Below are 21,310 nucleotides of genomic sequence, written 5' to 3'. Positions count from 1 at the left end.
GGAACAGCGAACAGGGAGAAATTTATCAGAGAAAACATTTTTTTATTGTGGCTAATTAATGAGACTTAATTAGGACTTACGCAGTAGAACCTATTTCTGTCATTGCGACCGAGAGCTGATTTATAAGCCACATCGTCACAATCAAAACCTTGTAGGGACGTTGCATACAACGTCCCTACAGTGGTCTACCCAAATGAAAACTGCTGTAATATTAGAAATATGTAGTATTAAAAACCCAAAAATCTTTAATTTCATATCTGGTTAAATACTGACAAACAATTAGGGAGGGGTCAATACCTGAATCCTTAACTTTTACACTACATTGTGAAACACAGAATTTAAGTTGCATAAAATCAGTAATTCTATCTGATTTAGTAGTAGGCGAAGTGAAAAACTCAGCCTACCAACAAAAGGTTGGGAATTTTGGACAAAACCGAAATTGTAAATTGACTCTATAGCCAACAGATTATTAATCAAATGAATTCATACACACTCCCTAAATTGAAAGCCTCTAAAAATACTCCAGAAGGATTCAAAATGATCCCTGATGATAACCCGAAAATACTTCTAGTTAGCTGCTTTATTCTAAATTGTATTTTTTCTGCAATTGGTTTCTTTGGTCTTGGTGCACTTATATATTATTTCTCTAATAATCTCCAGATAGCAAAAGTTACCTGTTTAGTTGGATTCATCTTAAAGTTTTTATATTCAGCAGTTTGGAGTTTACGTCTGTATAACAGAAGAAAATTTGAAAATCCTGGAGAACTGCTTGTTTCTGAGCATCCTTTAAAATTAGGGGGTAGATATCAAATTCACTATCGCCGTCCCTTGCGTTCGGGCGCTACTTTGAATCAAAATGCTTACTTGAAAGCAGTGTTAAGGTGTTCAGAAGTAGTAACTTATGAGGTTGGAACTGATCGAGAAACCGTTCGACGAATTATTCTAGAGCAGCCTTTAATTAACCAAACGGTACTAGCAGATACTCAAGAGATTGAATTTAAAACATCAATTGAAATTCCCAACAATAGCGCCCCATCATTGCAGACATATAATAATTGTATTTTGTGGACAATTGAAGTAGAGCTGAATAAAGAAAAATTGGTTTTTATAAAAAAAACAAACGTAGAAGTTTCTAGGAGGGAATTGGATTACGTTTTATGTACTTTCCCCCTTGCTGTAGACCCGATATTAGCAAGTTAATTACCTCAAATTACTGAAAATCCTATTAAGCATAAACAGACAAAAACTATGATAACTATTGAACTCCAAGATGATGTAATTGAAGTAGGCAAACAGCTGTCCGGAAAATTCTTTTGGGAAGGAAACATAACTCCACATGAGATCAACCTTAAAGTAGGTTGGCGTACTGAGGGGCGAGGCAGTGTTGATACTAAAACAGTTTATTCTAATTCTTTTGTAGGAACAACACATTCCACTTTTAGCTGCCAAATTCCCCCCTTGGGTCCTGTATCCTATGATGGAGAAATTATCCGAGTGATTTGGGAGGTAATTATTGCAACGAAATTTTCCAGAAAATTAAATAGCAAAGAAAAAGGAAAAAAAGTGAAACTGTTTCGAGTTATTCCCAGAGGAGCATAAATTGTGTGGATTAACCCTTACGAAAGACTAGGATTACGTTGTAACCCTTTTACTGCCGAACAAATTCCTGGTGTTACAGAAGACTTGTGGCTAGACCGGGGTTTTTCCCAACCTCCTCAACCTAGAGGACGGGTTCTCTTTCAATTCATTGGAGAAAAAGGAGCCGGAAAAACCTCTCATTTACTCCACTGGCGCAAACAGACTGGAGGCTCTTACACTTATTATCCCCCTGGGTGGGGAAGGTGGCAAATTCCTCCTGTCGAACCCATTAGCTATTGGGATGAAGCAGACCGCATTCCCATACCTTTACTGTTAGCTGCACTAGCTCAAGCTTCTTACCAAGGGGCGACTATTGTAGCTGGAACCCATGAAGATTTGTCTTGGGTAGGGCGTTTTGTGCGGCTCAAAATTCGGACAATTAAATTTCATCGCCTCACTCCAGAGACAATTCTTGCTTGGGCTGAGAAGCGCATTCAAGCAGTTACATTACCAGAAGTGAAACAGGTAGGATTAAAATTAGACCGAGCAGATATTGAGCTAATAGTAGCGAACGCCAGTGTTTCTTGGCGCGAGGTGGCAACTTACTTACACATTTGGGCTGCTAAAATAGCTAATCAGTAGATATAGCAATTCCCATACTGGTGAGGTACAAAATTCTAGGCTTTAAGGCTATAAAATAAAGTTGTAAACAAATACTAAGGTCTCATGTACTTATATTACCTTCTGGGATTTCTACTTTTACTTTTTGTGTTAAGTATTGCGCTTTATTTTCTTACCCCTCGCAGTTATGAATCATCTGAAACGGTAGCTAATTCCTACGATGAATGGACTCAAGACGGTATCCTAGAATTTTACTGGGGCGAACACATTCACTTAGGTCACTATGGTTCGCCACCACAGAAGAAAGATTTTTTGACTGCAAAGTCTGACTTTGTCCATGAAATGGTGAAATGGGGAGGGTTGGATAAACTATTTCGCGGTACTACTGTTTTAGATGTAGGTTGTGGCATTGGTGGAAGCACCCGTATTTTAGCAAAAGATTATGGGTTTGATGTTACAGGAATTACGATTAGTCCTAAACAAGTACAACGCGCTCAGGAATTAACCCCGGAAGGAGTTGATGCTAAATTTCAGGTAGATGACGCTCTAGCACTTTCTTTTCCAGATAATAGTTTTGATGTAGTTTGGTCAATTGAAGCGGGACCTCATATGCCAGATAAAGCTAAATATGCTGAAGAAATGATGCGGGTGTTAAAACCTGGTGGAATATTAGTTGTAGCTGACTGGAACCAGCGAGACGATCGCCAAAAACCACTCAATTTCTGGGAAAAACCTGTAATGCGACAGTTATTAGAGCAGTGGTCTCATCCTGCTTTTTCTAGTATTGAGGGTTTTTCGGAACTGATAGCGGAAACTGGATTAGTGGAAGGGGAAGTAGTAACAGCAGATTGGACTCAGGAGACTATTCCTTCTTGGTTAGATTCTATCTGGCAAGGTGTAATTAGACCTCAAGGAATGATTCGTTTTGGTTTATCAGGGATAATTAAGTCTATACGAGAAGTACCAACTTTGTTATTGATGCGTCTGGCATTTGGGAGTGGTCTTTGTCGTTTTGGAATGTTCCGCGCGGTCAAGGTTAGTTCAATATTATCATCAACAGAGAATACTCAAGCTGAAGTAGTTAAAATGTAATATTTGTTGGTATCTTTGGCAGATTTGGGAAGTTAGTTACTGGGAGTAATATCAAATCCGGTAGCATTGGTCTAATTAGATTCATAGTCTGGAGACCCACCCCTAACCCCTCCCAGGAGGGGGAGATAGAGAAAGATTGAGCAATGGCGCTTTAATGGAACATTTTTTTATACCGAACCCAAGCGGATTTGATATCAAAAGCTTAAAACTCAGACAACGCAAGATTTTTCTGTCTTCCTTCTTCCTTCTTCCCTCTTCTTTCTTCCTTCTACTTTGGAATCGGAAAACTTAACTGTTTCGCAATGAAAAATCAATCACAAATTTTGGTTGACTAATAGATTTTAATTGAGATATTTAAGATTTAATTACTACTACCGATTTCTTTGATAATTTCGCAAATTTCTGAATCAATTTTGTTTTTATCCATTAAAGCTGCCATACGAGAAGCATCTTTTGTTTTGTTAAAGCGAACATTATATATCTGACAAACTTGATCGAGTAATAAGTCACCAGGAACTATATCTAGCTTTTTATAATTCCAGTTTTTCTCAACTTCAGATAAGATTTCTTTGTAAATATTTTCTGTATCTTTCTTACTTTCTTCTAGCTGTTTAATATTACTGTTAATTTCTAAATTTATTCTTTCAACAATTGTATTGGTATCGGGGTCTTTTAGTAAGTTTTTTTCAGATGGATAAATTAGCTTAGGTAGTTTTTTAATTATCCTTTTATCAATCGAAAGTTGTTTTAATTTTTCTGCACATTCTTCTATTTTATTGGAAATTTCATCTATTTCCGGTATTTCCGGCAACTCATCTATTGGTTTTCCTTCCAATTCTTTTTTTGACTGAATAAACCTTCTGATTGTACTAGGACAAATCAAGTAATTTTCTATTTCCCTCTTACTGAGAACTTTTAATTTTGCGTTATTTCCTAAACGACTTTGTAACTTACTAACCTCTGAATCTTCTTTTTCATCTCTATCTAATAAAAACCACATTTTGACTTGACGTTTAGTCAGAAAAGATAAAGTTGTTTCTGTGGCAAAATGTGCAAAATTTCTTACCCCACCCATAATCACAAAACCTACATTAGCTTGACTAAAATTAACCCCTAGTTTAGATGCCCATTCCCGAATCACATCTTCATCAGATTTACCTTCAACAAATACCAGGCGATCGAACATAAATAATGAACTAAGTCTAATACCAAGTTCTTGAGGTATTTTAGTTTCTGCAAACTTTGTAGGAGCAAAAAAATATCTGAAAAATAAAACTTCAGATGTACTACCTGAGAGTTTCCAATATTCTCTAAGTATAGAATTTACGTTGATTTCAGATATAACCCTATATACTTCTTCTGCATATTTAATCTTGTTCCTATACTGAAGTGATTCTGCATATAATTCCTGGGCAGTACTATCATCAATAGTTAATATAACAGTTCCATCATCATCAATATAACTTCCAATCAGCTTAATTTGAGTTACTAAACTATAAGTTATGGGAGGAGGAGTAATATTCAAAGTAATTAAAAGCTGTTTAGCAGATTTAATCTTGTCTACAGGATTCTTCATTTGTGTTGCTTCATTAATAACTTTCATTAAATCTTTTTTATCATTGGAGTCAAGTCCGAAAGTAACTACAATTTCTATAGATGAATCAGTTTCTTTATTAAAAAAGTCTATTTCCTTTTTGAGAGTAGGGTTAAATGTGATTATATTGCCATCTTTAATACATTCAAAAAAAGTATCAATTGCTAATAATATGCTAGACTTACCAGCATTGTTTTTACCTATGAGAACATTAAAATCACCACAATCTTTAAGTTCAACTTCTTCAATACTGCGAAGTCTTTTAATCTTAACGGAATGAAGCCTCATTGTTTTTTTCCTGAATACTAATCAATAATTCAATTATATATGTTTATTATGGTTAAAAATCGCAAACCATTATTTTCCTCTAGAACCTAATTTTCTAAACACCTGTTGGCGACTCACTATTTCAACTTTTCCTTGTTCAACTTCTGCAACTCTTTTTTCTGCTTCAATCTCCCACAAAGCATCTATTTATTGTTGAAAATCAGCATCAAGACTTTTCAGCAAATGTTCTGCTAACATTGCTCTTGAACCTGGTGGTAATGTTAACGAAGTCAGAAGTCAGAAGTCAGAAATCAGAAGTTATTTTTGTAACGGTGATTTGAGTAACTCTTCAAAAATATTTCGCCTTAAAAGGAGGGGTTTTAAACCAAATTATTTTGATAAAGCTGCACTAAAAATATCATCATAAGTAGTAGTCATACATTCTAACTCCAAAATAGACAATGTATTGATTATAAATTAGTATAATAAAAGGAACAACCCGTTGATTATTGATTATTATATTTACCACCAAAGCAGTTTAGCAGTGGAAGGAAAGGGTGCGGACATATCAAAAGTTTAAAACTTAGACAAAGCAATATTTTTTCCTTCTTCCTTCTTCCTTCTTCCCTCTTCCTTCTTTATAGTAAAAAAATGGCATATAGTGATTTTAAAACCTTAAGTAAATTCCAAAAATAATTTGATTTACATATTCACGAACAAGTGAATTTATTTGCTCAAGTATAATCTCTAAAACACAGTAATTTTCTCACTCAAATTTTGGCATAAACTGTAGAACTTGCTTGAGCAATTAATACTGAAAAAGCTCGTTTCCTGACGGAATGCTCCGCAAACAGAAATGATTATTACTCCCTTGTTATTAGAAATCAGAAGGCAGGCAAATTATTCGGTTAGTTTATTCTCAGGAATTGAATTTAATATTGACTTTGACCGGAGTTTAAATGGGTATTGTGACTTTCTAATTAGTCGTTCTCCAGAACAGTTAATAATTAATGCTCCTGTAGCAATTATTGTTGAGGCTAAAAATTAAGATATTAAGGGTGGTTTAGGTCAATGTGCAGCCACAATGTTAGCAGCACAATTATTTAATCAACAGGAAAATCAAGCAATTAATAGAATTTATGGTGCGGTAACAACTGGGGATATTTGGAAGTTATTGTTGTTAGAAGGAAATGAATTAAAGATTGATTTAAGTAATTTTTATATTCGGGATGTCGAGGAAATTTTGGGTGTATTATGGCAAGCTGTTAAATAGGGAAATAGGTTGTAATATTTTATCGTGGGGGGTTTGGAGAACCCCTACAATTTACGATTTTTGCTTAAAGAACTAATTTAAGGTTATAATCAGGATGATTATCTGTTTACATCAGTGTTTCAGTCATTAATATTTCAGTCTAGTAGGTTGGGTTAAGCGGCAGCGCAACCCAACAAAAATCTATATCTATATAAATAGAATATGTGTTGGGTTTCGGTTCCTCAACCCAACCTACAAATTTTTCTAACTCCCAGGATGAGTCATATTTTTAGGAATTACAATCTCGTCAAATTCTTCGGCAGAAACATAACCCAATTCCAAACAAGCTTCCTTCAAAGTCAACTCTTTCTCATGGGCAACCTTAGCAACTTTCGCAGCATTATCATACCCAATTTTCGGACTCAAAGCTGTCACTAACATCAAAGACTGTTCCAAATAAAATTCAATTTTTTTCTGATTTGCCTGCAAATCAACTAATAGAAAATCAGTAAAATTATTACAACTATCGGCAATCAAATTAATCGACTGAATTAAATTAAAAATCATCATCGGTTTATAAGTATTTAACTCAAAACTTCCCTGAGCGCCAGCAAAAGCGATCGCTGTATCATACCCCATTACCTGAGTTGCCACCATCGTCATTGCCTCACACTGAGTAGGATTAACTTTTCCTGGCATAATTGAAGACCCTGGTTCGTTTGCAGGTAAAATCAACTCCCCAAACCCACATCTGGGCCCGCTTCCCAACCACCGGATATCATTAGCAATTTTCAGCAGCGAACAAGCTAAAGTCTTCAAAGCACCACTCGCCATAACTATTGGATCGTGAGCAGCTAACGCAGCAAACTTATTAGGTGCAGACACAAATGGCAACCCAGTTATTTCACTAATATATTTTGCAGCAAGTTCCGCAAAACCACTAACTGTATTTAACCCTGTTCCCACTGCGGTGCCACCTAGAGCTAATTCATACAAACTTGGCAAGACATTAGTGATATGTTGCATATTTGCATCCAGTTGTGCCACATATCCAGAAAATTCCTGCCCCAATGTTAACGGTACAGCATCTTGCAAGTGAGTACGCCCTATTTTAACAATGTCGGAAAATACTTCTGATTTTTCCTGGAGTGCATCGCGCATTTTCTTGACTTTCGGCAACAACTTTTCCTGTAATGCTATTGCTGAGGCGATGTGCATAGCAGTGGGAAAAGTATCGTTAGATGACTGCGACATATTAACGTGGTCGTTGGGATGTATTGGTATTTTGCTTCCCATTTCTCCACCAGCAATTTCGATCGCTCGGTTGGAGATGACTTCGTTGACATTCATATTGCATTGGGTGCCACTTCCTGTCATCCAGACTCGCAGTGGAAAGTTACCATCTAGTTTTCCAGCAATTATTTCTTCTGCTGCTTGAGAAATTAATTTGGTTTTGTCTTCTGGAAGTTTACCCAGTTCATGGTTAGTTTGAGCAACTGCCTTTTTGAGAATAGCGAATGCTTTGATGACTTCTGGTGGGATGTAGTCTTGCCCAATAGAGAAGTAGATAAGCGATCGCTGAGTTTGAGCGCCCCAATAACGATTTGTTGGTACTTCTATTTTTCCCATGCTATCGCTTTCAATACGCATTTTTGGCGACATTAATTCTGTCATTAGTATTTTTGTGATATGGTGTATCTTTATTATTTACCTAATTTTTGGTCAAGCTTTTATACCATTTCTCAAAAGTAATGCGACCCTTGGAAGGTGTTCATTAATTGATAATTGATAATGGATAATTGATAATTACCTCTGGTTAAAACCACTCTTGATTGAATATCAGGAGATATTATTTCTTCTCTTGGTCGATGGTCGGACAGCAAGGAGACCCGCTCTTGACAGAGCCGCTCCGCTAACGCCATCCCTCGACCGCTTTTTTTCCCTTAAAAGGGGAGGCTTCAAGGCGCGAATTATTTAATAATTAATAATTAATAATTAATAATTAATTATTAATAATTCGGTAAAAATCACTGGAATTTTTCCAGAGGTTAGCTAACAATAAAATTACGTCAATAAATACTATTTAGAAATAGAAAATCCAAGTATAGCAAAGAATTGGCATAAAAAGAGAAAAAGGTGGATAAAGCTTGATTTTCACTCCCTCGGGATTTGGTGTGCTATGGTTAATGTGGCAAAAACCAGCGCCTATGCTGGGCAAATAGAGAGATATTATGCCTGCCGCTTGTAAAATGAGACAATATAGGGACTTGGCAAGAACTACCAGACGGCCTGGTCTCTCCTCTTGAGGAATTTTGGCGGTAATGGCCGGATATCAAAACCCACTCCCATCAGCTCTGTCTCAAGATGATGAAATACAAACAGACAGAAGCTATTGAGTAGTGCATTAGGATAAATAGGAGAAATAAAATCATGGAAAAGATGAAGAAAATTTTGATAGCATGCGTGCTAGTCCTATTCGTAGTTGGAGTAAGCGTAGTGACAATGGCTGATGTTGCAAATGCGACGGAGATGTCAGCATATGAAGAGGATATAAAGTTGGAGGCATTAGGAACAGCCAGTGAAGATTTCGTGGCGGTACAACAGGGGAGAGACCTGGCGAAACAATGCCAGTCATTTTGTCTGAAAAAGCAAGAATGTGTTGCTATTTACTATGATGAAGGTACACCAGCCAGATGCTATTACTACAGAAACTATGGATTTTCCTTAAAAAATGCGACAGGATCTAATACGACATTTAAGATCTGGACTAAAGAGTAGTAAGACTGGGAGGGAGTAGACCATGATTAGCGAAAAATTGGGTTTAAAGCCTCCCCCTTGTAGGGCGACTTTTTATTTTATTTGCAAGTGAATTGAATATATGCTAGAGTCTGATTAGTTGCCGGGGGGCACGCCTCCTCCGGAGGAGCTACGCTAACGGAAACTCTAAACGGACGTGGAGGGAAGCGTCAGACTACCGCCAAGGAAGCAGCACCCTGTGTTAGCGACAGCTATGCGAAGCAAAGCGTCAACCCGCTGAGGAACTAAGGTTCGGTAGGAATCTCTGTGCCTTTAGGCCAGAGAGGATGTCAATGAGAGAAAGCTCGAAGGAAAAGTAGGATGCCTCATCCCTAACTCAACCTAACTCAACCGTCTCAACTTTACTAAAACACCCATATGAACCAAAGGCGATCGCTCACATCAATGAACCAAAGGCGATCGCTGTTGCATTTTGCTGCGTTTGGCAAAAGCGCTAGGTTTCCGTTTTTGCTGGCCCTTTTTCGTAGCTTGACTATCCGGGGCTATTTTCTCCTTGGGTAAGCTCGCCCTTGAGACCCATTGCTAATTGTTCGTGAATTTAGCTAGGGTTTGCTGAAAAAGTCTTATGGGTGAGGGTAGGAGACAACCCACCCCTCGCCCCTCCCACTCCCAGGAGGGGAAGACAGGAGACAACCCACCCCTGACCCCTCCCAGGAGGGGAGAAAAAGGAATTTAGAGGAGGTAGGAGTAAGAATTGTAAGAGTGATTTTTCTGCCCAACTATGCGCCTAAAATACTAACTTTTTGAGCGTGAAGAGCTGAAAACCAGGCACTTTTTAAAGACCCCAAAAAGGCTAAAATCTTTGTCTGTAAATACTTTTAGATTTAATCAGCAAGCCCTAGCTATGTGCAGCACGACTGCTTCTGATGACAACAAATTATCAGGTCTTTCTCTTATTCCTATATCTTAATACCTTACACCTTACCAGGGAAAATTACCCTACTTAAATATATACTAATTTTCTTCCACAATTAACGTGCCAAAGCTAAAGATTGCGAAAGGTTATTTTTAATTTGATATTCTTGTTTTTTTAACTTTAAATACTTTTCTACTGTTTCTAAGATTTTTGTTGCAGTTGCTGGTTTTCTTAAAAAATCTGTAGCACCTGCTAATAATCCCCTAGCCCGATTTAGATAATTATCTTGTCCAGTATAAATAATAATAGGAGTTTGTTTATAAATTGAAGCTTTCCGCAAAAAATTACAGAGTGCATAACCATCAACTTCCGGCATAGCTAAATCCATAAATATTAATTCAGGATTTTTTTTAGCCATTAATCCTACCCCTTGCATTGGGTCAGTAATTTTCTCAATTTTATAACCTTTAGGCATCAAAATTTGCTCTAAAAATTTACCTGTTGTTTGTGTAGAATCTATACAAGCTATGAGAGGTCTATAACGATTTGTTGAACAGTAAGCTAGGCGTAATTGTTCCAATGGAGAAGGTAAATCTGGTATAGCTCGAACTTCTATTACACCTTGTTTAAAAAAATGATACATAGTACGAGTTGTTAAGGCTAAACATTGCCTTTTTTTAGCTGTAATATCCCACAAGGTATTTTCACCATTAAATTTATTAGTAAGAACCTGTATAGATTCTTCACTGAGACGACTGTGTAATTTTATAGATTGTTTAACTAACGGAGCTTGTTCTGGGAAAATATCATTAATACCTATTTTTTGCCACCGTTCCCAAAGTTTTTGTGCTGCCTCTATAACTTGCTTTAATTCTAATGGAGATAATACTAAATTGGGACAAAGTTCTGATGTTAATTCCCGATCTGATTGCCAGTTGAGATTTAAAATTGATTGACTTGCTAAAGCAAAGAAAATTTCATAGCTGCTACTACGGATAATTGCTTTACCTTGTTTTATAGTTATTTGTTCTTCAGTAAGACCTTGTTGAAGAAGTTTATATTCCCATAATTCTTCAGTAGATAGTAAATTAGCGTTAAATTTTAGATGCTGACAATGTTGACTAATTGTTCTGTACCAACGTCTCGTTTGATGTAATCCCCCTGTGGCATATAACATTTGTCCCTGACAAAAGTAAATCTGCCATTTTTGTTCGCCATTGTCTAATATTAGTTTACCAGTTGCTTGCTTGTGACTAAGTGCGGCCAAAACATTCCATACTTTGTTATACCCTATATTAGTTATTAACATAATTATTCTATTTTATATTTGTTATCTAATTTTATATCTAGTTTAATCATACAATCAAACTTTTTCTATAGGGTTTAACCCTCTAGGGACTATTTTCTTCGCGATTAATTATTAAAAAATCAATTGATCTGAAAATCTTACTAGCAAAATGGAGGTTAATAATATTAATTTAATAATTTTATTACTATTATTTTTGTAATCTATTTTACTAGATATAAAATTTACTAGATATCACACAAATATTAGGTGGGTAGTCGTGACGTAGTTTATATAGAAACACTAGATTTTACAAGTGTAAAATCTTAGATCAAAATCACCATTAATGGATAATCAACCGATAATGTATCGCAACTTAGTTTTAGCTTCCTACAGGCATCAAAGTCAAATTATATGTTTGCTGTAAAGTAGTTTTCGACTCCTCATTTGTAGAATATTTAGGATTGACATACTTTTCTACAACTTCTACAATTTTTTCTGGACAAGAACATTTACACAGGTAATCATTAGCACCTACAATTCTAGCTCTAGTCCGGTCGATAATACTATCTTGAGTTGATAAAAATACAATTGGTATACTTTTAAATGTAGTAGTTTTTCGTAAAAATTCACATATTGTATAACCACTAACTTTAGGCATAATTAAATCCAAAAAAATAAAATCAGGTTTATATTCTTCTAAAAGAGCTAATCCTTTAATTGGATTTTGAATATGCAAAATTTCATATCCCAGTGGCTTGAGAATTTTATCCAGTAAGAAACCAGTACTATAACTATCATCAATACAAGCAATTTTGGCTTGATCAATACTCTTTTCTATCGCTGGCAAGTTAAATTTTTCTGAAGGTGGAAGCCAATCTTCTGCCTTGATAAAATCAATTAAGCCTAGTTTTTCAAAGCTATATAAACTACGGGTAATTACTTCTAACGACATTTTCATTTCTAATGTAATATCCCAAATTGTTCGTTTACCATTGAGTAACTTATCGATCTTCAAAAAAGACTCTGATTTTTCTTTATTTAATAACTTATTTCTATTTTTTATCGTTGGAACAAGATCGGGATTGATATGCCATAAACCTTCATCTTGTAAAGATTTTGAAAGTATTTTTGCTGAAGCAAGAGCTTCTTTAATTTCTCGCCTTGATAAAAGTAAACTTAAAGTTGTTTGAGAAGTTGAATGTTTCTGTGGATGCCATCTTCTTGTTAAACCTGGTTGACTAATAATAGCAAAGAAAACTTCTTCTGCAATAGTACGCAAAATTGCCTTAGCTTGACTTAAAGTTATCTGATTATCACTAATAGCTGTTTGCAATAATTTATATTCCCATAGTTGACCATTTGTTAACTGATCGACTTCAAATTTAAAGTCAGGACAATGTTTCTTGACTGCTCTATACCAACGCCTTGTAGGGTGTAACCCACCACTTGCATATAAAAGATGACCAAATAGGAAATAAAGTTGCCATTCTTGATTGCCATGAGCAACACTCAACTTTCCAGTAACTTGTTTTTGACTGACTATACTCAGGGTATTTGCTAGCTTAATATAACCAATAGTGGGTGCTGACATAATGATTGAACCTTTCAAATAATAATAATAATATTTAATTTTGCAATATTAAGCAGTATAACAGTATGATATGTACATAGCTTTTATTGTTTCATATTTCCTTCATTATGTCATCGCTTGTTATACTGAGTTTTGTTAATAATTGTACTGAGATATTCAGGGTTTTTTCGGAAATTTTTTGATTTACTTGTAACAGGAAACAGTCAACAGTGGGAAATATGTTTCCTCGTATTCAATTCATCATCATCATAGATTGATAAATGTTTGCTACAAATAGCTAGGGTATTTCTTAGAAGTCAGGTAGGGGAGGCGTCGGTAGGGCAACGTACAGAATGAATAGCTTCAATACCAGTTTTTAGGTCATCAATTCCCTTTTTGTCAAAGGGACATCTCCTGCAAAGTCTTTAGATCGCACTTATTATTTATAACATTCTTTTTTTCATGCATGGTATAACCAACTCAATATCGACTAAAAATATTTGTTCCTAAGCACATTCTCTACCAATTATACATCGGCCATTCGGCTGATTTTTGAATGATTTTTTCAGCAGATTCATAGTATAGCAATTCTCAAAAAGCATGAGGTACAAAATTCGTAATTTTTTGTAGAGGCGTTTTGCTACCGCACAATTTTTCTATTCTCCGCAGGAGAAGTTGCAATAACGGAATGCGATAGCGCTATGCGCAAAGCTGACCGCTGATTGCTGAACTGCTGTTTGCGGAGCATTCCGTCAGGAAACGCTTTTTAACTCTGACAAAATTCTACTACTCTCATAAAATAGTTAGGTTTTCCTACTAAAAAACTACAACTTTTACTTAAAAGTTCATCTAAATCTTCCACAGACCTGAGCCAAATTTTGCCATTACTACCAGCAACAGCAATTTTTTTACTATCTGAACTAAAACTAATACTAATTACATTCTCCATAAATTCAAATTGACTAATTTGCCGTCCTGATAAATTCCAAAGTCGCACAATACTATCAATTCCAACAGTAGCTATTAACTCTCCATCAGGACTAAAACTAATTAGCTTAGTATCCAAATGTAAACTTTGAAAATTGTTCATTAATTTTCCTGTAGAAATCTGCCACAATTCCACTACTCCATTTGATGTTGCTGTTAGTAAAAGCTGAGGTTGAGAAATGCTAAAATTCATACTAATAGCTTGCACATTTAGAGTTTGGAATTGATTTTCAGATATATTCCATAATCTAATTGTAGACTTTCCATCTAATGTTGCTAGAAAATTTCCATTAGGACTAAAACTAACAGCTCTAATCAAACCATTATCATTCAAAATTGAATCAGATAATATAGTTATAGGTGAGGATGATACATTCCAAATTTGAATAGGAATATCTATGCCAGAAGTTGCTAAATACTTACCATCAGCACTAAAACTAATACTATTAACTTCAGTTTGAGATATCTCTAATACATATAATTTTTCCCCTAATAAATTCCAGATTTTTACGGTACCATCACTACCAGCAGTTGCTAAATATTGACCATTAGGATGAAAAATTAGATTATTAACTGATTTTTGCTCCGTTTGCCATTCTGTAATTTTTTTGCCCTCAAAATTCCAAATAATTACTTTTCCATCTACTCCTGCTGAAGCTAAAATATCTCGATTAGGTCTAAATTTAACACTGGTAACAGCACCTTGATGACCTTGCAGAATAATCTTTCTTTTCTGAAGAAAACTATCTTCAAATTGTTTTTGTTCGTCAAGTTTATCCAGAATCATTTGTAGTGCTAATATCGGTCGAGTTGCAGGATATTCTGCTAGAGGAATATTGCTATTAACCAAATCTTTTAATCTTTGTCCCGCAGATATCGCTTTGGGTAAAGCTTCAAACAATGCTTGATTTGTTGTTGACTTTTTGAACATTGCTAATAACAAAGCATCAGTGCCAGTTTGTTCAATTTCTCGACTAGATTGTGCTAATCTAAATCTTTGATAAGCTAATAGTGAAAAACCTATTGATAAAACTAAAGATGTGCCAAGGATAGCAGAACCTATGGAAATCCAACGTTTAGCTTTTTGTTGTGCTTTTGTAACTTCTGTCTGAGCTTTTTTAGTTTCTATTTTTGTTGATTCTAAAGCTTCTATTTGAGCATCTAATACTAATCTTTGGCTAGTAGTCAAAAACTGAAAGTCTTGATTTCTTAAACTTTTTCCGGCTGCCCAAACTAAAGCAGATTGTAAATCTTCCCCTTGCAATAGATAAGATTTATCTTCACAGTTTGAATAAAGCCATGCTTTAATTTTTGTAGAATAAGGAGGTAGTTTTTCTAACTCTTCATTAATCATTTCTTCGTGAAAAACTTTAGCATATGTAGGATTAGCCACAGTTAATTTCCTATCTCTTCTAACTACCAATCCAGATAACCTAAGTTCCATTTGTTCAGGACTATCATCGGCAACTATTCCAGTCAAATCATTCTGTAAAATTTGCTGATATAACCCTAATCTTCTAACTATTCTTTCATCCTTTCTGAAAAGGCGATCGCGAATAGTTTTTAAATGTTCTGGTATATCTTTTGCCTCCCAATTATGAATAATTTTAGATTTAATAATCTCCTCTAACTCGATTTTGGGATTAACAATTACAGTTCCATTTTCAATGATAATTTTACACACTTTCTGAGTTAAAAATGGTTGCCCATTCGTCCACGATAAAATCTCTTTTAAAACTTCCTCTGGTTGCTGACAAATTTCAACTAATCCATCTACTAATGATAAAGCTTCATCAAATTTAAAACCAGTTAATTCAATAGCTCTACCAATATTAAAAGGTGTACTATTTTGGTCTTGACATAAATCTTGAGGTGTACTAACTCCTAACAAAGCAAAAGTTAGGCGATTATATTCTTGATTATTGGCACGTTTATTGTAACAGGAACGAATAAATCCAAAAAAATCATCTACCGGAAAATCTAGAGCTAGAATGCTATCAATTTCATCAATAAAAATCACAATATTATTCTGAATTCTTGTTAGTAATATCGTTTCAATAAATTCACTTAATCGTTGTACAGGTGCCAGATAATTTCGTTCTCGCCACCAGGTACGAATATTGACATATTCTGAGAGATTAAAATTATTTTCCAAGATGCGAAGAATACCTGCATACCACTGCTCAGGAGTAACCCCCCGATTACCTATTTCGGAGATGTCTATTGCCACACAAGAAACACCTTCTTGCTGTAATCTTTTAATCGTTCTAACTTGCAAACTAGATTTTCCCATTTGACGAGAGTTGAGAACATAACAAAACTCACTTATTTTGAGATTTTTATATAGGTCTTCATCTGCTTGTCGCTTGACGTAGTTGGGTGAATTTCTGGGGAGACAACCACCGACTTGATAATAAGATTTTTGTGTTGAGTTATTCATGGTAATAATGTATTTATTAATTAAGTTAACATTCATAACTTTTCTCGGTTAAATTTAGGAAAGCTATAAGTAGTTGTGCAAAATTAATTTAATATTTGGAGAAGGTAGGGAAATTAGAAATGTCTATTAGATAAGATATCTCCGAAAAAATATAATGATGATATTTTAAATTTGAAAAAGTAAGAAAGAGTAAAGAATAAGGGAAAAGAGAAAGATTATATAAGCATTTAGCCGTCAGCTATTAGCTAGCCTCCTAGGTCGGAACTGCGGACTTCAGCTATTAATTTTGGGGAAGGTAAAAATAATTGAGAAATTAAGACAGAATAAAAATTACCGTTAAAGTCTCCTTCCTAAACCTTAGAAGTAATAAATAATTACTAATTGCTGTTAACCTAGTTCCTCCGGAGGAGGCTAGCTGACTGCTAATAGCTGTTTGGGCAGCATTCCGCAGGAAATGCTTACAAGATTATCAAATAGTGTTTTGATCAAAATTATAGATATAGCATAAAAAAAAGGCTGAAAATTATGCCTAAAAATAACTTCTCCAATCCTATAAGCTAGCTATTTCGATTGTTTTGCCTTTTTTTATGATTTGTTTATTACTTCTTCCTTCTTGCTTCTTCCTTGCTGATACTATTTGTAATAAACATTTATCATGCTTGGTATTATATACTCTATGGTTGAAAATTTTAGGTAGAGACAGAATATAACAATAGGCGACTCTGGAAATAGAAGCACTGCCAATAATAAATAAGTTTCGGTCAAATACCCGGCTGTTATTATCTTAATTTGTGTAGTAATTGAAAAATAACTTCAGAATTAGAAAAGCAAGATAGAAAATTAATTACGCACTAACCGCTACTTCCAGCAGATAAAATTACTCTATTAAGACTAGCTTAATCGATCCATATTCTCAACAGGTATGGGATTTTCTATGGTCAACTAAACTTGCATATAAAATGCTCAAAATTATATTATTATCATAATTTGAGTTGAGTATTATAAAGATTTTGTAAAGATTTTCATAAAAAAAGTAAAGATTTCGTGAAGTTAAAAAATTATCTGAATTAAGTATTTTATGTATTTACACAGATATTATAAAATGATATAGTATATACAGATAAGTAACTAAACCGTAAACAATACAACTGCAAAGTTAATAAAACTAACAGATATTTCTCAGATTAGGTGTTAGTCCGTAAATTAAAAATTACGGTTAAACTGCTCAAAAAGGTTTACTACCTTAACTAAGAAATCATCTCCAGTTGTAACGGTGGATTTAAACTTTACAGGGTCATCTATGTCTAGGATAGCAATTGCTTTGAGCAGAACAGAGTTCTATTGCTTCCCAGAGTCGAGCTACTAAAATTTATTACTCCCTGATAAAGTAGAAAAAGATGCCTAAAAAAGCCTATCTCAAATCTCACCTGAGTGAAATAGAAATCAAAACACGTTATCTCCAAACGAGAGATAGAGTAGAATCTCGACGCTGGCACCTTTTATGGTTGGTGTCTCAAAAGTGGACTATTAAAGAAGCAGCTAAAGCCTTAGGTCTTAACTATGATTATGCTAAAGATATAGTAAAAAATTATAATCAACAAGGACCAAATGCCATTTTGAATCGACGGAAAACCAGGAAATTTTATCCTTCCCATGCTTTACTGACACTAGAACAACAAGAACAGTTACGCATAGCACTTAAAAATCCACCCAGAGACCAAGAGACCTGGACTGGACCGAAAGTGGCAGAATGGATTGCGAAAACTATTGGACGCGATCGCGTTTCTCCCCAACGTGGATGGGAATATATGAAACGATGTAGTTCCAATTCCTAAATTTCCTGAATATACCAACTTTTCATCTTGATTACTCTATTACATAGTAGTGGCGTGTGACAGCTCAATTAATGATGCCGTCACACATTACTATTATAGATAGTGCGTTATTTCATGTCCGTTTAATAGCGGTTCTTAGGTGCTAGGTCATAGGTGTAAATTCAAGATAGAACACTGGAAACGGAGCATAAATTTTGGATATTCCTTCAAGAGTGCATAAATAGAACATTTTTATTATATAGCAGTCGCCACTATAGTTAGGGCTTGTTGATTAAATACCAAAGCATTGACTGATATTGGTTTTAGGCTTTTTATATCTGGAAAAAGTATGAGCTTTTCAGGAAGCTTAAGTTAAAAAAGTGAGCATTTTTGGGAAGCACGCAGCCGAAAAATCACTCTGACTATTCTTTAGGCCACTGACTCTGTGATTCTCATTTATTCTACGTACTAACTACTGCCTACTCCCTACCCCAGCAAAAAGACTTTCCATAAGCAAACCATAGTTAGGATATCGGGTAATTGTGATGATTTATGACGCGAGCAAGATGCTCGCACTAATTGTCAAACACCAACCAGGCGGTTGCTATACTTAATCATCCGGACATAGTATTATAGAACCCATTTGAGCTCTATATAATTATGGTGGTCAAGTCTTTTCGCGCATCAATTTTGACCGAAAATCATCAGCAAGGAGTGTTGAATTTTTTGTATTATTTCTCCCCACATCTTCCCTCTTCCCTTCCCCTCCTGGGAGGGGGAGGGGCGAGGGGTGGGTTGTCTCCTGACTCCTTGCTTTTTGTATTATTTCTCCCCACATTTTCCCTCTTCCCTTCCCCTCCTGGGAGGGGCGAGGGGTGGGTTGTCTCCTGTCTCCTGTCTCCTGTCTCCTGACTCCTTGCTAAATTTATGAAGATACGGGGAGTTCTATATAATGTCTGTTTAATAGCGTTCAGGAAAAACTTTCTTATCCTCTTCCTTCTTCTTCCCTCCTAACTCCTGACTCCTGACTCCTTCATCAGCAACTTTCAATTCATCAATATTCCAAAAAGCTCCACCAATAGCAGAAAACTTTAAATTATCTATACGATCGCGAACTGCTTGCAACGAAAGAGGGTTTACTAAAAAAAATATAGGTAACTGTTCCGCAACAATTTGCTGAAACTGACCGTAAATTTCTCGACGTTTATTTTCATCTACCGTTTGATATCCAGCAGTAAATAAACGGTCAATTTCTTCCTCCCAACTAGAAACTTGCCAATTTTGCAGTGGTGTTTCCCCAGGTTTAGCACCAAGATTAAATTGATGAAATGAACCTGTACTTAACCAAAATAAGGAGAGTAAATTTGGCTCAAAATCTGCACCAGAAACACCAAAAGCTCCAACATAACATTCCCAATCTCTACGAAGTAATAGCTTTTCTAAAACAGTGTTGAAATTAAGTACCTGTAAATTAGCTTGAATCCCAATTTTACTTAAATCTTCTTTGACTTGAACTGCTGTATCTATCCTGAGTTTTTCTTCAGATTTTACTAAAATTGTAAATTCTACTCGGTTACCATCCTTATCTAATAATTCATTGACATTATTATATTTAAAACCAGCATCTAACAATAAACTTCTAGCTTTTTCAGGGTCATAATTATAGACTTTTAATCCTGCTTCTGGAGATAAATAATAAGGACTTTGCACCCCAAAAGCAGAATGTTGTATTGCTCCTAAACCTCGATAAATATTATTATTTATCTGTTCACGGTCAATAGCATAAGCAACTGCTTGACGAAACGCCAAATTATTAAACCAACCAGACTTAATAGAATTTAAAAAAGGTTTACCTTCCGAATTTTTAGCTTGATTAAGATTAAAACCAACAAACTGATAACCAAATTGAGGACCACCATTATAAATCTGATATTTTCCTCGTTTTTCTTCTCGTTTCAGTAATTGAAATGCTTCGGCATCTACTCGTAGAGTATCTAGTTCTCCAGAACGAAATCTGAGCAATTGATTATCGGTTGAAGGAATAATTTGGATAATAATTTGATCGAGATAAGGCAGTGAATTACCCATAGCATCGGAACGCCAATAAAAGGGATTTTTTTGTAAAATAATTCTTTGAGAAGGTATGTAACCTGCAAGTTTAAAAGCGCCATTACTAATGATTTTTTGTGGGTCTGTGTTTGTATTCCAGGTTGATAAAAATAGGGGTTTACCATCAGCATCAATTGATAAAACAGTATCTCGCAAAGCATGAGCTGGTAAAATTTTTAATCTTTCTACATATCTGAGAAATGGGGCAAATGGTTCAGGCAAAATAAATTCAACTCTTTGTAGATCGAGTTTTTTTACAGAGGGAAAAGCGCCATTACTACCAATTCTTAAAAAGTCTCTGTAAACAGTAGGAATTTTTTTGTTTAGATAAATATCTTGGTAGGTAAAGACAACATCATCAGCAGTTAGAGGTTCCCCATCAGACCATTTTAATCCTGAGCGTAATGTAAAAATAATTCGTTTTTTATCTTCAGACAAAATCCAAGATTCTGCTAATGCTGGTTGTAAATCTCCAGTCAGACCATTTTCTGAGAGTAATCCCTCGTAAATAAACGTAAAAATTCCATAAGGAGAACGAGATATTGGATAGTTAAAAGTAGGTGGCGCACTAGGAAGAGCTAAAACTAATTTTGAACTATTATTAATCTGTGAATTTAATAAAATTGGGCGACAACCACTGATAAAAATCAATAAACAACATAATAAAAATCCAATTGAAGAATGTAGCACTCGAAAAATCATAAACTTAGGAATAATAAAATTAATTTTGTTGAACTTTCTTGGTTTTTGTTTGTAGTTAGACTTTATACCAATTTGCAAAAAGAATGTTACGAATAATAAGGGCAATCAAAAGAATTTATAGGAGATGTATTTTTGATGAAAAAGAGAACTTCCGACTAAAAAATGGTATTGAAGCCATTCCCATACGACTCCTGACTCCTGACTTCCCCTCCCACTCCCAGCTATCCCTTATAAGGAACCCCTGAAACCCTTGTAGGAAGGTGGGGAAGAGGGGGAAGAGGGGGAAGGTGGGGAAGAGGGGGAAGAGGGGGAAGAGGGGGAAG

The 21,310-nt window shown here is 35.2% G+C and carries 16 protein-coding genes; 8 read left to right on the top strand and 8 right to left on the bottom strand.

From position 1 onward, the window contains the following. Positions 1-477 precede the first annotated feature (477 nt). The 4 genes from F6K15_RS31490 (at position 478) to F6K15_RS31475 (ending at position 3,291) form a co-directional block, all read left to right on the top strand. Positions 478-1,200 (top strand): hypothetical protein, encoded by a 723-nt coding sequence (locus F6K15_RS31490; RefSeq protein WP_293069098.1) that lies wholly within the window; start codon positions 478-480, stop codon positions 1,198-1,200. Positions 1,201-1,248: 48 nt separating this feature from the next. Next, complete coding sequence (locus tag F6K15_RS31485; RefSeq protein ID WP_293069095.1) at positions 1,249-1,599, top strand: hypothetical protein; 351 nt, start codon at positions 1,249-1,251, stop codon at positions 1,597-1,599. Between the two features lie 3 nt (positions 1,600-1,602). Beyond that, on the top strand, positions 1,603-2,220 hold the full coding sequence (locus F6K15_RS31480; protein WP_293069093.1) for a hypothetical protein: 618 nt from the start codon (positions 1,603-1,605) through the stop codon (positions 2,218-2,220). 84 nt (positions 2,221-2,304) lie between these two features. Beyond that, positions 2,305-3,291: a methyltransferase domain-containing protein gene (locus F6K15_RS31475; RefSeq protein WP_293069090.1), complete on the top strand. Its 987-nt coding sequence runs from the start codon at positions 2,305-2,307 to the stop codon at positions 3,289-3,291. 361 nt (positions 3,292-3,652) lie between these two features. On the opposite strand, the gene F6K15_RS31470 is transcribed toward F6K15_RS31475, so the two are convergent. Next, a complete protein-coding gene (locus F6K15_RS31470) occupies positions 3,653-5,173 on the bottom strand; it encodes an ATP-dependent endonuclease (RefSeq protein WP_293069087.1) in 1,521 nt (506 codons plus the stop codon). Between the two features lie 69 nt (positions 5,174-5,242). Continuing rightward, entirely contained in the window at positions 5,243-5,350 is a 108-nt protein-coding gene (locus F6K15_RS31465; RefSeq protein WP_293069084.1) for a hypothetical protein, read from the bottom strand. A 658-nt stretch (positions 5,351-6,008) separates the two neighbouring features. Here F6K15_RS31465 and F6K15_RS38780 point away from each other — a divergent pair. Continuing rightward, positions 6,009-6,200, top strand: coding sequence for a hypothetical protein (locus F6K15_RS38780; RefSeq protein ID WP_363269116.1), 192 nt, complete (start codon positions 6,009-6,011; stop codon positions 6,198-6,200). Positions 6,201-6,236: 36 nt separating this feature from the next. Further along, positions 6,237-6,425: a hypothetical protein gene (locus F6K15_RS38775; protein ID WP_363269114.1), complete on the top strand. Its 189-nt coding sequence runs from the start codon at positions 6,237-6,239 to the stop codon at positions 6,423-6,425. Positions 6,426-6,668: 243 nt separating this feature from the next. Here the strand turns inward: F6K15_RS38775 and fumC are convergent, their stop codons facing one another. Beyond that, complete coding sequence (gene fumC / locus F6K15_RS31455; RefSeq protein ID WP_293069081.1) at positions 6,669-8,078, bottom strand: class II fumarate hydratase; 1,410 nt, start codon at positions 8,076-8,078, stop codon at positions 6,669-6,671. 855 nt (positions 8,079-8,933) lie between these two features. Here fumC and F6K15_RS31450 point away from each other — a divergent pair. Then, positions 8,934-9,182 (top strand): hypothetical protein, encoded by a 249-nt coding sequence (locus F6K15_RS31450; protein ID WP_293069079.1) that lies wholly within the window; start codon positions 8,934-8,936, stop codon positions 9,180-9,182. A 1,010-nt stretch (positions 9,183-10,192) separates the two neighbouring features. On the opposite strand, the gene F6K15_RS31445 is transcribed toward F6K15_RS31450, so the two are convergent. The 3 genes from F6K15_RS31445 to F6K15_RS31435 form a co-directional block, all read right to left on the bottom strand. Beyond that, a complete protein-coding gene (locus tag F6K15_RS31445) occupies positions 10,193-11,386 on the bottom strand; it encodes a response regulator (protein ID WP_293069076.1) in 1,194 nt (397 codons plus the stop codon). Positions 11,387-11,744: 358 nt separating this feature from the next. Then, entirely contained in the window at positions 11,745-12,956 is a 1,212-nt protein-coding gene (locus F6K15_RS31440; protein WP_293069073.1) for a response regulator, read from the bottom strand. 745 nt (positions 12,957-13,701) lie between these two features. Further along, positions 13,702-16,398, bottom strand: a complete 2,697-nt coding sequence (locus tag F6K15_RS31435) for an AAA-like domain-containing protein (RefSeq protein WP_293069070.1) — start codon at positions 16,396-16,398, stop codon at positions 13,702-13,704. Between the two features lie 1,361 nt (positions 16,399-17,759). Here F6K15_RS31435 and F6K15_RS31430 point away from each other — a divergent pair. Continuing rightward, positions 17,760-18,197: a helix-turn-helix domain-containing protein gene (locus F6K15_RS31430; protein ID WP_293069067.1), complete on the top strand. Its 438-nt coding sequence runs from the start codon at positions 17,760-17,762 to the stop codon at positions 18,195-18,197. 939 nt (positions 18,198-19,136) lie between these two features. On the opposite strand, the gene F6K15_RS31425 is transcribed toward F6K15_RS31430, so the two are convergent. Continuing rightward, on the bottom strand, positions 19,137-21,065 hold the full coding sequence (locus tag F6K15_RS31425; protein ID WP_293069064.1) for an ABC transporter substrate-binding protein: 1,929 nt from the start codon (positions 21,063-21,065) through the stop codon (positions 19,137-19,139). 37 nt (positions 21,066-21,102) lie between these two features. Continuing rightward, positions 21,103-21,310 (bottom strand): hypothetical protein (locus F6K15_RS31420; protein WP_293069061.1); only part of this gene is annotated, 208 nt, incomplete at its 5' end.

The organism is Okeania sp. SIO2B3 (assembly GCF_010672525.1).
Lineage (GTDB): Bacteria > Cyanobacteriota > Cyanobacteriia > Cyanobacteriales > Microcoleaceae > Okeania.
This window is presented reverse-complemented; position numbering and strand designations above follow the sequence as displayed.